Source organism: Streptomyces sp. NBC_01428 (assembly GCF_036231965.1).
Taxonomy (GTDB): domain Bacteria; phylum Actinomycetota; class Actinomycetes; order Streptomycetales; family Streptomycetaceae; genus Streptomyces.
On record NZ_CP109499.1, the window covers coordinates 213,296 to 225,456 of the forward strand.

The 12,161-nt window shown below is 70.5% G+C and carries 14 protein-coding genes; 10 read left to right on the forward strand and 4 right to left on the reverse strand.

The features are described 5' to 3' along the window. The 7 genes from OG406_RS00670 (at window position 1) to OG406_RS00700 (ending at window position 7,364) form a co-directional block, all read left to right on the forward strand. Window positions 1–681 carry a hypothetical protein gene (locus tag OG406_RS00670; RefSeq protein WP_443067136.1) on the forward strand — a complete coding sequence of 227 codons (681 nt, stop codon included), beginning with the start codon at window positions 1–3 and terminating at the stop codon, window positions 679–681. 26 nt (window positions 682–707) lie between these two features. Next, complete coding sequence (locus OG406_RS00675) at window positions 708–1,247, forward strand: hypothetical protein (protein ID WP_266619660.1); 540 nt, start codon at window positions 708–710, stop codon at window positions 1,245–1,247. A gap of 47 nt (window positions 1,248–1,294) precedes the next feature. Continuing rightward, window positions 1,295–2,098, forward strand: coding sequence for a hypothetical protein (locus OG406_RS00680; protein WP_327407537.1), 804 nt, complete (start codon window positions 1,295–1,297; stop codon window positions 2,096–2,098). 43 nt (window positions 2,099–2,141) lie between these two features. Beyond that, window positions 2,142–3,407, forward strand: coding sequence for a lytic transglycosylase domain-containing protein (locus OG406_RS00685; RefSeq protein ID WP_327407538.1), 1,266 nt, complete (start codon window positions 2,142–2,144; stop codon window positions 3,405–3,407). A gap of 474 nt (window positions 3,408–3,881) precedes the next feature. Continuing rightward, window positions 3,882–4,715 carry a PIG-L family deacetylase gene (locus OG406_RS00690; protein ID WP_164374398.1) on the forward strand — a complete coding sequence of 278 codons (834 nt, stop codon included), beginning with the start codon at window positions 3,882–3,884 and terminating at the stop codon, window positions 4,713–4,715. A 219-nt stretch (window positions 4,716–4,934) separates the two neighbouring features. Further along, the gene (locus OG406_RS00695; RefSeq protein WP_267049950.1) at window positions 4,935–5,549 is read left to right on the forward strand and encodes a PadR family transcriptional regulator; all 615 of its coding nucleotides are present in this window, start codon (window positions 4,935–4,937) and stop codon (window positions 5,547–5,549) included. A gap of 96 nt (window positions 5,550–5,645) precedes the next feature. After that, window positions 5,646–7,364: an acyl-CoA dehydrogenase family protein gene (locus OG406_RS00700; protein ID WP_329183199.1), complete on the forward strand. Its 1,719-nt coding sequence runs from the start codon at window positions 5,646–5,648 to the stop codon at window positions 7,362–7,364. 194 nt (window positions 7,365–7,558) lie between these two features. Here OG406_RS00700 and OG406_RS00705 read toward each other — a convergent pair whose 3' ends face one another. Beyond that, window positions 7,559–7,879, reverse strand: a complete 321-nt coding sequence (locus tag OG406_RS00705; protein WP_329183202.1) for a Clp protease N-terminal domain-containing protein — start codon at window positions 7,877–7,879, stop codon at window positions 7,559–7,561. Window positions 7,880–7,887: 8 nt separating this feature from the next. On the opposite strand from OG406_RS00705, the gene OG406_RS39370 reads away from it, so the two are divergent. Next, entirely contained in the window at window positions 7,888–7,980 is a 93-nt protein-coding gene (locus tag OG406_RS39370) for a hypothetical protein (protein WP_443067137.1), read from the forward strand. A 76-nt stretch (window positions 7,981–8,056) separates the two neighbouring features. Here the strand turns inward: OG406_RS39370 and OG406_RS00710 are convergent, their stop codons facing one another. After that, complete coding sequence (locus OG406_RS00710) at window positions 8,057–9,064, reverse strand: terpene synthase family protein (RefSeq protein WP_329183204.1); 1,008 nt, start codon at window positions 9,062–9,064, stop codon at window positions 8,057–8,059. A gap of 210 nt (window positions 9,065–9,274) precedes the next feature. Between OG406_RS00710 and OG406_RS00715 the strand changes: the two genes are divergently transcribed. Then, complete coding sequence (locus OG406_RS00715; protein WP_329183206.1) at window positions 9,275–9,775, forward strand: GNAT family N-acetyltransferase; 501 nt, start codon at window positions 9,275–9,277, stop codon at window positions 9,773–9,775. 202 nt (window positions 9,776–9,977) lie between these two features. Here OG406_RS00715 and OG406_RS00720 read toward each other — a convergent pair whose 3' ends face one another. Next, window positions 9,978–10,445 carry a hypothetical protein gene (locus OG406_RS00720; RefSeq protein ID WP_164374408.1) on the reverse strand — a complete coding sequence of 156 codons (468 nt, stop codon included), beginning with the start codon at window positions 10,443–10,445 and terminating at the stop codon, window positions 9,978–9,980. A gap of 241 nt (window positions 10,446–10,686) precedes the next feature. Between OG406_RS00720 and OG406_RS00725 the strand changes: the two genes are divergently transcribed. Then, complete coding sequence (locus OG406_RS00725; RefSeq protein WP_329183208.1) at window positions 10,687–11,040, forward strand: antibiotic biosynthesis monooxygenase family protein; 354 nt, start codon at window positions 10,687–10,689, stop codon at window positions 11,038–11,040. Between the two features lie 87 nt (window positions 11,041–11,127). Here the strand turns inward: OG406_RS00725 and OG406_RS00730 are convergent, their stop codons facing one another. Continuing rightward, entirely contained in the window at window positions 11,128–12,087 is a 960-nt protein-coding gene (locus tag OG406_RS00730) for a DUF1152 domain-containing protein (protein ID WP_329183211.1), read from the reverse strand. Between the last annotated feature and the right edge of the window lie 74 nt (window positions 12,088–12,161).

Genomic DNA, 12,161 nt, shown 5'->3' on the forward strand with positions numbered 1-12,161 from the left:
ATCGAGGACGACTCTCAAGCTAAACCTCACCTTGAGACTCAGCCGGAGTCCCTGTCCGCAACGGACACCGAACGGCCCGCGTCCGACACCGCCGCAGGCGGGCTCGACGACCAGGACGACGGACCCGAGGCGACGGACGCCGCGTCCAAGGCGGCGGGCGCCGCGTCCGGACGGACGAGTCGGGCGGTCGGGTGGCGGCGTATCGCTCTCGTCGCGCTCGCCGTCGTCCTGCTGGCCGCAGGCGTCGCATTCCTGTACGAGGCGCACCAGACCCGGTCCACGCCGTCCGCCGAGAACCACGCCCTCACCGACACCGAGGCGACCAACCGCGTCGCCGGTGACGTCGACAACGCCTTGGCGCGGATGTTCTCGTACACCCCGAACGGCACCGACGCGACCGAGAAGTCGGCCCGTTCGGTGCTCACGGGGCGGGCCGCCCGGCAGTACGGCGAGCTCTTCGACCGGGTCCGGTCGGATCTGGCCGAGCAGAAGGTCAGCCTGACCACGGTCGCGGTGCGCACCGGCGTGGTCGAACTGCACGACGGAACGGCGAAGCTGCTCGTCTTCCTCGACCAGACCTCGCGGCGCGACGCGAAGGAGACCTACGCGGCCGCCCAACTGTCCGTCACGGCCCGGTTCGAGAACGACCGCTGGCGCATCGCCGACATCCAGACCCGCTGACCATCAGCGCGAGACGGGAGCACCTGATGAAGAACCCGGCACGGGCCCTGACGGGACTGCGCGCCGTATCGGCCGCGGCCCTCGCCCTCGCTCTGGCGGCCGCGGGAACCGCCGCGTGGGCCGGCACCGACTGGTACCGGGCCGCGCACGAGGACTCCGCCGCCTACGCGGTCCAGCGCGACCAGGCACTGACGGCGGGCGAACAGGCCGTACAGAATCTGAACACCCTCGACCACACGAAGGTGGACGACGGCCTGGACCTGTGGGAGTCCTCGACCACGGGGGACCTGCACAAGCAGCTCGTCGACGGACGCGCCGCGTTCAGCAAGCAGGTGAAGGCGGCCGGGACGGTCACCACGGCCCGCGTCCTGTCCGGCGCCGTCACCGAGCTCGACGAACGGGCGGGCCGGGCCCGTGTCCTGGTGGCGCTGCGTATCACCGTCCGGGCCTCGAAGGGCAGCACGGACAAGGACAGCCGCATGCTCGGTGAGCTCACCCGTACGGGCGGCCGGTGGAAGCTCAGCGACCTCGGCCAGGCCCCTGTGGGCTCGGCGTTGAGCGACTGAACCCCGTCCGCCCCGTCACCCGGCCGCACCGAGAGGACCCGCGCACCATGTCGAGCACCCGGCACCACATCAACCATCAGCGGCGCCGCCAGGCCCGCGCCGACCGGCCGGGCGCGCCCGCCGATACGGGCACCCTGGCCACCGTCGCGGTGGGCCCCGTCACCGAGGCGGAGCCGAGCCCGAGGGACGAGGGGGCACGCCGTGTCGTCCGGGTGCCGTTCCGCTCCCCCGCGCCGCCGGACACCGCACGCGGCGAGGACCGTGCGCCGGACGCGGATGCCGCCGCGGAGAAGCCCACGGCGGGGGCCGGGCGTCCGCGTCGCACCCTCAATGTCGTCGGGGCGCTGTGCGCCCTGACGCTGCTGCTCGGCGGCTTCGCCGGGTGGGCGCACGCCCGGGCCGACACGCTGCGGGACCAGCCCGCGCGGCAGAACACGGCGCTCACGGACGTCTCGGCCACGAGCGAGATCAAGGGCCAGACCGCGCGGGCGGTGGCCGCTCTCTTCTCGTACGACCACGCCCGCCCGGAGGCTTTCGACCAGGCCGCCCGCAAGCTGCTCACCGGCAAGGCGGTCGCACAGCACCGCGACCTCTTCGCGGCGGTGCGCGACCGTGCCGATCAGCAGAAGGCCGTGATCACGACGACGGTCACCGACAGCGGCGTGGAGCGGATCGACGGCGACCGCGCCCGGGTCCTCGTCTACGCCGACCAGAGCAGCGTCAGCACCGCGGCGGCCAAGAAGGACAAGGCCGACGACCAGGGCACGTACGCGGGGGCGATGTTCGCCGTGGACGTGGTCCGCCGTGACGGACGGTGGCTGGTCTCCGGCATCGACACCTTCGGCCGCTGACAGCGCCCACCGGTCCGCCCTCCCTCATCGACAGGAGTTCGACATGTCCGCACCGCGTCTCCGACGTCCGTCCGCCCGGACCCGCCAGGGCCTGCGGACGACCGCGATCGCCGTCGCGGCGCTGGCGGTCCTCACCGCTTCCCGCGCGCCCGAGGCGGTGAGCGGCGGCGCGAAGCACCGCACGGCACCCGCCGCCGACCAGGACGGCCCCGTCTGGACGAATCCCGCGGCGCCCGAGGCCGGTGGCTCGGGCGACGACTCGTACCACACGGAACTCCCGCCGCTGGTCAGTCCGGACCTGCCCGCGGCGGCCCCGGTGCCCGCCGTGTTCCGGGCCCAGTCGGGTATCCCCGCGACGGTCCTGCGGGCGTACCGGGCGGCCGAGACCTCGGTGTCCCGGACGGACCCCGGTTGCCGTCTGCCGTGGCAACTTCTCGCCGCGATCGGCAAGGTGGAGTCGGGGCACGCCGGGGGCGGTGCCGTCACCGCCGACGGGACCACGCGCGGGCGGATCGCCGGTCCGGCTCTCAACGGCGTCGGGTTCGCGCTGATCCGCGACAGCGACGGCGGTTCCCTGGACGGGGACGCGGTCTTCGACCGGGCGGTGGGTCCGATGCAGTTCCTTCCGTCGACCTGGCGGCGCTGGGGTGCCGACGGCAACAAGGACGGCGTCAGCGACCCGAACAACGTGTTCGACGCTGCGCTGGCCGCCGGCCACTACCTGTGCGCCGGAAGCCGCGACCTCGCGCGCCCCGGCGACCTCGACGCCGCGGTGCTGAGCTACAACTACTCCGACGCGTATCTGCGGACGGTGCGGCAGTGGTTCACCTTCTACCGCACCGGCGTGCACACGGTGCCCGACGGCAAGGGCGTCGTGCCGCGCAGCCCGGGCGCGGGCGGCAAGACGCCCGCGACCAAGCCGGTCGGCGACGACGACTCCGACGGCGGGGGCGGCATCGTCGTCGGCCCGGATCCGTCCGGGTCCGCAAGCCCGACGGCCACGCCGGGACCGTCCCACACACCGTCACCGTCACCGTCCGGGAGCGGGACGACGCCAACCCCGTCAACGACACCGACGACACCGACCGATTCCCCCTCCCCCACACCCGACCCGACGGACACGGGCACCCCCACCGCACCCGGGGAAACGACCCCTCCGACGGACTGCCCGACGGACACGACGAGCCCGACCCCGGATCCCTCGACGGATCCGGAACCCGACCCGACCTGCCCGAGCCCCACGCCGTCACCCGGCGAGTCGGCATCGCAGAGCGCGACGGCGTCGACGGAGGCCGCAGCCACGCACTGACTCCCTTGGTGACCTCCGCCGTTCGCGCGCCGCGCTCTCATCGGGTGCCGTCCGCCGGGCGGCACCACGGGTCGTGAGTTCCTCGTGCCGACAGGGGCGGGAAGCGCCTTCCGCGCTTCCCGCCCCTGTGCATCGCGGCCGAAGGCTCCCCGCAGTACAGGTCCCGCACCGGCAGGACGATCTCGACGACGTCCCGTCCTTCCGGATCGTCTCGGTCTTCCGCGCGAAAGGCGGGGGCAGCCGAGCTGATCGCGTGCGCCGCGGGAACAGCCGGTCCGGTCAGGGGGTTGGCAGCGCTGAGGGATCGGGTGGTGCGCGGGAGGCGAGGAACGGTGAGCCCGGGAATGCCGTCTGCCACGACGTGATCCCCGTACCCGTGTCCGCGGTACGTCCGGTCTCCGATCTCGGGGACGATCGTCTACGCGCCTGCCACGGACGCGGGCCATAGCTCATTTCGCACAGGAGGACAGTTTGATGAACGACGCGCCCTTGACGCTGATGGCGGTGCACGCCCATCCCGACGACGAGGCGACGGGAACGGGTGGTGTTCTCGCACGGTATGCGGCGGAGGGCATGCGCACGGTCCTCGTGACGTGTACCGACGGCGGGTGCGGTGACGGGCCCGGGGGCGTGAAGCCGGGCGATCCCGGGCACGATCCGGCGGCCGTCGCGGCGATGCGGCGGGAGGAACTCGAGGCGAGCTGTGAGGTCCTGAAGATCAGCCACCTGGAGATGCTGGACTACGCGGACTCCGGAATGATGGGGTGGCCGACCAATGACGCCCCCAACTCCTTCTGGCAGACCCCCGTCGAGGAGGGCGCTGCCCGGCTCGCGGAACTCATCCGCCGGTACCGGCCCGACGTGGTCGTGACCTATGACGAGAACGGCTTCTACGGCCACCCCGACCACATCCAGGCCCATCGCATCACGATGGCGGCCCTGGCGATGACGTCGCCGACGCCGAAGGTGTACTGGACGACGGCTCCCCGCTCGATGATGCAGCGGTTCGGCGAGGTCATGCGCGAGTTCGACGCGGACTGGCAGGAGCCGAGCCCCGAGGAGGCGGCCGCGATGGCCCAGATCGGGCTTCCCGAGGAGGAGATCACCACCTGGGTGGACACCTCGGCGTTCGGTGCTCAGAAGTTCGACGCCCTGGCCGCGCACGCCAGCCAGGGCGAGAACATCTTCTTCCTCAAGATGGGCCAGAAGAGGTTCACGGAGTTGATGGGCGTGGAGACCTTCGTCCGCGTGCAGGACACCACCGGCGCGGCCCTGCCGGAGGACGACCTCTTCGCCGGCCTGCGCTGATCCTTCGCTCCTCGAACGGCGTTTGGGGAAGCAGGACACCGGACGACGGCTGTCGCAGCGGGCGGCAGGTGGTGGCGGACACGATCCGCCACCGCCTGCCGCTCCCGGGCAGCACCTGTCCGAAGCCGCTCGGCGCGCCCGCCTCGCCAAGGGTGAGCCGTGTCTCACCGGGGCGGCACCCCTTGCCTATGCAACAAGTTGCATAGAAGGCTGTCCGCCATGGCGCTCGAACACGCGATCCTCGTCTCCCTGCTGGAAAAACCCGGCTCCGGCTATGAGCTGGCCCGGCGGTTCGAGCGCTCCATCGGCTACTTCTGGACCGCCACGCACCAGCAGATCTACCGCGTCCTCAAGCGCATGGAGCACGAAGATCTTCTCGCCGTCCGCGAGGTTCCCCAGCAGGGGCGGCCGGACAAGAACGAGTACTCCGTCACCGGCCCAGGACGCACGGCCCTCGCCCACTGGCTGCACGAGCCGATCGAACCGGAGAGCCTCCGCCACGACCTCGCGGTGAAGATCCGGGGCGCCGCCTACGACGACCCTGCGGCGCTCATCGACGAGGTCGAGCGACACCACCGGGCCCACAACGACCGGCTCGCGCGCTACCTCGCGGGAGAACTGCGGGACTTCACCGGACCCGAGGCGCCCGCACCGCTGGACGCCGGTCAGGAACTGCAGCATGTCGTGCTGCGCGGTGGCATCGCCTACGAGCGGATGACGATCGCGTGGCTCGACGACGTCCTCGCCACCCTCCACAGCCTCAGCCGTTCCTCCAGTGTCACGGACGGTGTCACGGACGAAGTCCCGCACGACGGCCCGCAGCCGTCCGCCTGAACCGCGCGCCCGCTTCGTCCGCACGGCCCCCACATCCACGCACCTGTACGCACCTGTACGCATCCTCGACCCCCGTCCTCCGGAAGGCGACCCTCGATGGCCACCCCCTTGCTGTTCAACCCGCGCACCTACGACCCGACGCACTTCGACGCCGAGACGCGCAGGCTGCTGCGCGCCACCGTCGACTGGTTCGAGGACCGCGGCAAGCGCCGTCTGATCGAGGACTACCGCACGCGGGCCTGGCTCGGTGACTTCCTCGCCTTCGCCGCCAAGGAGCGCCTGTTCGCCACGTTCCTCACCCCGGCTTCCGCCGGCGAAGGGGCGGAGCAGCGCTGGGACACCGCCCGGATCGCCGCCCTGAACGAGATCCTCGGGTTCTACGGCCTCGACTACTGGTACGCCTGGCAGGTGACCATCCTCGGCCTCGGTCCGGTCTGGCAGAGTGAGAACGACGCCGCACGCAGCCGGGCCGCGGACCTGCTGTCCCAGGGCGAGGTCTTCGCCTTCGGCCTGTCCGAGAAGAGCCACGGCGCCGACATCTACTCCACCGACATGCTGCTGGAGCCCGACGGCGACGGCGGCTTCCGGGCCGGCGGGTCCAAGTACTACATCGGCAACGGCAACGCGGCCGGTCTCGTCTCCGTGTTCGGCCGCCGCACCGACGTCGAGGGCCCGGACGGATACGTCTTCTTCGCCGCCGACAGCCGCCACCCGGCGTACCACCTGGTGAAGAACGTCGTCGACTCCTCCAAGTACGTCAGCGAGTTCCGCCTGGAGGACTACCCGGTCGCCCCAGAGGACGTGCTGCACACCGGGCGGGCCGCCTTCGACGCGGCCCTCAACACGGTCAACGTCGGCAAGTTCAACCTCTGCACCGCCTCGATCGGCATCTGCGAGCACGCGATGTACGAGGCCGTCACCCACGCCCAGAACCGGATCCTCTACGGCCGCCCGGTCACCGCGTTCCCGCACGTGCGGCGGGAGTTGACCGACGCCTACGTCCGGCTCGTCGGCATGAAGCTGTTCAGCGACCGTGCCGTCGACTACTTCCGTTCGGCCGGTCCCGAGGACCGCCGCTATCTGCTCTTCAACCCGATGACCAAGATGAAGGTGACCACGGAGGGCGAGAAGGTCATCGACCTGATGTGGGACGTCATCGCGGCGAAGGGGTTCGAGAAGGACAACTACTTCTCCCAGGCCGCCGTCGAGATCCGTGGCCTGCCCAAGCTCGAGGGCACGGTCCACGTGAACCTCGCGCTGATCCTCAAGTTCATGCGCAACCACCTGCTGGACCCGGTCGAGCACGCGGTCGTACCGACGCGCCTCGACGCGGCCGACGACGACTTCCTCTTCCGCCAGGGGCCGGCTCGCGGCCTGGGGTCCGTACGTTTCCACGACTGGCGCCCCGCCTACGACGCGTACGCCGAGGTTCCCAACGTCGCCCGCTTCCGCGAACAGGCCGACGCCCTCTGCGAGTTCGTCACCAGCGTCGCCCCCGACGAGAAGCAGAGCCGCGACCTCGACTTCCTCCTCTCCGTGGGACAGCTGTTCGCGCTGGTGGTACACGGGCAGCTGATTCTGGAGCAGGCACGCCTGACGGACCTGGACGAGTCCGTCCTCGACGAGCTGTTCTCCGTGCTGGTCCGGGACTTCTCCGGCCACTGCGTCGAACTGCACGGCAAGGACTCCGCGACCGAGCGGCAGCAGGCCTGGGCACTTGCCGCCGTCCGACGTCCCGTCGTGGACGAAGCGCGTTCGGCGCGGGTCTGGCAGCGCGTCGAGGAACTGTCCGGGGCATACGAGATGGCCGAGTAGCACCGAGCCACGAGACCGTGGGCAACAGCCGCCCCTACGGGGGCTGTTGCCCACGGTTCACTCCCGGACCGGAGCGACATCGCGCACGGACCATAGGGTCGGGCCATGAGGGTCGGGCCATGAGGTCGGGCCGTGAGGCATGGGGCGTGAGGCATGGGGCGCCTGCACGCCCAGCCGTCGGACCGGAGCCGATGTCAGTGCAGGTCGCCCGCAGCGGACCGTTCGGCGACCTCCGCCTCGACCGTCGCACGCAGCTCGTCCGGCGTGAAGCCGAGGGAGCGCAGGATGCACGCGGCTGGACTGTCCTCGGTACGGATGAGGCCCAGCAGCGAATGTTCCGTGCCGACCCGGCCGTGGCCGAGGTCGGCCGACGCGCGGCGCGCCTCGTCGATGGCCTCTTTGCTCTCCGGCCGGAACGCGATGTGACCCCGGGGCGCCTTCTCGCCGACCGGCGGCATCACTTCGGCGACGGCATCGCGGACACGTTGCTCCGATCCGGTCTTCGCGATGAGCATCCACCACCATCAGCCGACTGCGCCGCAAGCTGCGCGACCCATCGCTCATCTCGACGACATCGGGAGTGGGATATCGCATCGCCGACACTTCGACCGCCTGAGTGAGCGACATCCCGGCCGGCTGGGTCAGACTGCCGCTCTCCCCTCCAGGGGCCGGTGGGAGGCCGGGCCTTGTCGCTACGAGGGGAGGATCGCGTCGAAATAGCCTGGCCCCGAACTGGGGAGGACGCCGGGTGCGGCGGTGTAGCGGCGGGTCTGGGTCTGCCAGGCGTGGTAGCCGCTCATCCACAGAGCCATCACGTCGACGTAGGCCCGGACGTCATTCAACTCGGTTTTCTTCAGGTGTAGTTGTCGGCCCATGGAGAGCACGTGCGCCTCGAGTTCCTTGAACCGCCCGGTGCGACGTGCGACTTCCTCGCGGGCGGTGGAGACGGCCTCCTCGCGGGTGCAGCGTTCGGCGTGCTGGATGACGAGGACGAGGTTGTCGATGTCGCCGCGCTCTTCCTCCTTCTCCAGGGAGTACACGTCGTTGCACATCATGGTGACGTCGACCGCGATGTCCCTCATCAGGCGCAACTGCGGGCTGTGGAACACGGACGGAGGGATGTCGAGTCCGGCGGCGCGCTCGCCGAGGGACAGGGGCAGCGCGGTGCCCGCGATGCCGCGGCGGACCTGCAGGTAGGTCTCCATGTCCCCGGGTGTGCCGCGGATCCGGCCGATGGCCTCGTGAGCCTGGGTGGCGAGGTAGTACTCCCACTCGTGTGCGGTCCGGGCGATCCAGCCGGGGTGGGCGCCGGCGCAGCTTCGGGTCCAGAGGTCCGCGAAAGCTCGCGAACAGGGGTCCGCGCCGGAACCGGCCGGCGCTCCGTGGACGATGTCGATCAGCTTCTGGCAGACGCCGGCGGCGCGGGCCGGGTCCCGACCGAGGGGTCCGTCGAACTGGTCGTCGAAGACGAAGAAGAACGCCATCGCGTCCGCGCACAGGTCGAGGCCCGCGGCCCGCGCGTAGGGCATGCCGTGAGCGGCCAGGCCCGGCATGTCCCACGAGGCGTACCACCGAAGCGACGGCCCTGGCCTCACCAGTCCAAGGCGCTCCACCCATTCCAGGTTCCTTCGGCGGGCGCCCTCCAGGTCGGGGCTCAGGACGACGGGGAAGGGCAGGTCGAAGGTGATGTCCTGCGGCACGTGAGTCTCCGTGAGACAGCCGGTCCGGCGGTGTGCCGGACCACGCATCCTGTGGTGGAGTTCCACGATCTCGCGGTTCGCGGATCTGCCCGAGGCGTCGGCCGGTCACTTCGCGGCCGATATGCGTCCTGAGGAGGGTCGGCCAAGGACTCGCTCGCTACGTCCTGGGGCCGATGCGGGGGCTCTCTGGTGTCGTGTGATGCTGGCGTGATGACGGAACAAGGCGGGATCGTTGTCGTCCCCTGGCCGGGGCGGAGACTCTCCGCGCAGGGGGAGCTGGCCGGTCTGTTGGCCGCGTACCACCTGGCGACGGAGGCCGAGAAGGGCGAGGCTGTCTCCGACGTGGACGAGTTGCCGGACCGCTATCGGGCGGAGATCTCGGACCCGGGGACGGCGTTCGCCGAGGATGCCGTGCTGCTGGCCCTCGTCGGCGACACGGCCGTGGGCTGCCTGGTGATGACCGCCCCCGCCGACGGGCGGTCGGAGGTCAAGCGCCTTTGGACGGACCCGTCCGTCCGGGGCCGGGGCATCGCCTCCGCCCTTCTCTGCGCCGCGTTCGAGCAGGCCGCGGAGAGCGGTGTGAAGACCGTGCGGCTGTCGGTGTGGAACTGGCGGACCGGGGCCATCGCCCTGTACGGGCGGCTCGGCTTCGCCGTTGTCGCATCATGGGACGCACGGGATCGACTGGTGTGCATGCAGCGCGCCGTGTGAGTGGCGGCCGGCCATGCGGCGAGGGCGCCCCGAGCGGGGGTGCGCCTCGCGGCAGCCGTAACGTCCTGACCGGCGTCGGTCCGTTCCTCGGTGAGGCGCGTCCTCAGCCGCGCCGCCGGTTCAGGAGCCACCACGCGGTCACCAGGTCTTCGGCAGGCCCTGCTCAAGGAACCCAGCGAGCCCCGGTCTGCCGGCCTCCGGATCAGTTGAGGATCGCGAAAGAGTGGTCGGCGGGATCGACCAGCGCACGCAGGTGAGCGCCGACGTGCAGGTCGGTGCCACCCGCACGGCTCTGGGTCACCTCGAACGGGACGAGGCCGCTGCCACTGAGCCTCATGACGACCTCGTAGACGTGGCCCTCGTCCGAGGAGACGAGGGTGAGGGCGATGATTTCCGCCGTCGCCCGGATTCCGACCGTTTCGAGGCGTCGGGTCGCCGCGCGGTTGCGGCCCGCCAGACGCCACACCGCGACGCCGGCCGGGATGCCCACGGCCGTGGCGAGGGCACCGACCAGCAGAGCGACCCAGGAGTGCGTGAGGGACGAGGCCGCGATGGCCAGGACGACTGGTCCGCAGAGGAGTATCAGAGCGGCCAGGCCCTTGATCAGCGCGGCACCGACCCCGTTGAGGGTCGACACCTGGATCGGTTCTGCGCGTCTGCTGGTGACCATCTTCGTAAATTAGCCGTCGGGCCTGGTCGGAGGCCACCGCACAAAGGCAGCCGGGGAAACCGCCGATCGGCTGCGCCCCCTTCTGGACGGCAGCCGGGCGGGACGACGACGTCGCCGAAACGGACGCGGGGAGCCACGAGCGGCTGGTCTCGGCGGGCTTCGGTAAAGAGCGTGATCCCTTATGGATCCCGTTCGGGAAAGACGCCGGATCGTCCCACGCGTCCCGCCCTACGGTTACGTCATGAGCGATCCATCGCAAGCGCCTGTCACGCCCGTCGAGGCATACGAACCCCCCTACTACGTGGCTGTCTTCACCACGGTTCGAACGCAGGACCAGAGCGGCTACAGCGAGACGAACGCCCGCATGGAAGAGCTGGTGAAGGAGATCCCTGGGTACCTGGGGATGGACCACGCGCAGACTCCGGGCGGCCTGGGCATCACCGTCGGGTATTTCCGTGACGCGGAAGCTCTCACGGAATGGCGATCCCACGCCGAGCACCGCGCCGCCCAACAGCGTGGACGAGCCGAGTGGTACGAGAACTACACCCTGCATGTGGCGAAGGTGGAGCGGAGCCACGGGTTCTCACGACCGTAGGTCTCGCCGACCGACTCCGTCGCCGGGTGCCGGCGGTTCACCCGGGCTCCCTGACGGCACTCTCACGACGGCCTGGACGAAAGCCTTTCAGTGCGGGAAGACACGGGGTGGCCGCGTCACCACGGAATCACGGAACTCGGCGATCCGCGAGTGGACTTGGCGCATCAGATGGGTGTCCTCGATCCGGTCCAGGTACAGGCAGCGTGCCGCCAGGCCCGGGAGGGCGAAGGCGAAGTACAGGGACATCAGGGGGTTCACGAACAACTCGCTGCCCCGGGTGCGATCGGTGAACCGGACGTCACCGAACGAGCCGCGCACGGCCGCCGCGATGGATCCGTTGACGATGCTGGGGTGGTCCGGGGTGTGCTGCTGAGCGTGCGTCACCGCGTCGAGGTAGAGCGCGCCCTCGCGAGTCGCGCGGGGTATCGAGAACGCACCGAGGTACGCGCCGTCGCGTTCCAGCGCGGCGATGTTCTCCAACACCTGCGCGTGGTTGACGCCGTGGTACGCATCGACGCCGAATCCGACCGACACGACGAGGCGGGTGGCCACGTCGTCCAGGGCGGCCAGCGCGGCCACGCTGGCCAGGTCCTCCTCCGGCGTACCGAGCCCGGCTTCGTCGCCGCGCATCAGTATGTCCGTGCCACCGTCGACCAGGACCACGGCATCGACACCGTGCAGTTCGATCAGTGCTTCATAGGCCGCGCGCAGCGGACGGACCCCGGTCTGGGGGAAGGCGTACACGGTGGAGGGATAGCCGTGCTGATGCAGCCATTGGGCAAGGGTCCTCTCGGGGAAGTAGGTCTGATGCAACGATGACGTCGGTCCCACCGCTGCCACGTCGGGTGCGGCCCAGTCGTCGACGGGGAGCCCCTCCAGCGCGCTGAAGGAGAGGTTGGCGAGGTACACCTGCTTGCCCTGGTGCATGAGGGAGAGCGCCAGCGGCAGGCCGGAGTAGATGTCGAAGCCGCCACCCGCACCCGCGACGAGGATCCGTTCGGCATCGGCGAGGCGGGCGAAGAGCGGGTTGCAGTGGAGTGCCGTCATGCCGATCATTCTCCCGGGGCCGATGGTGCCGAACACGCCCGGAGGGACGACCTGCAGCGTCCCTGCACGTCGGC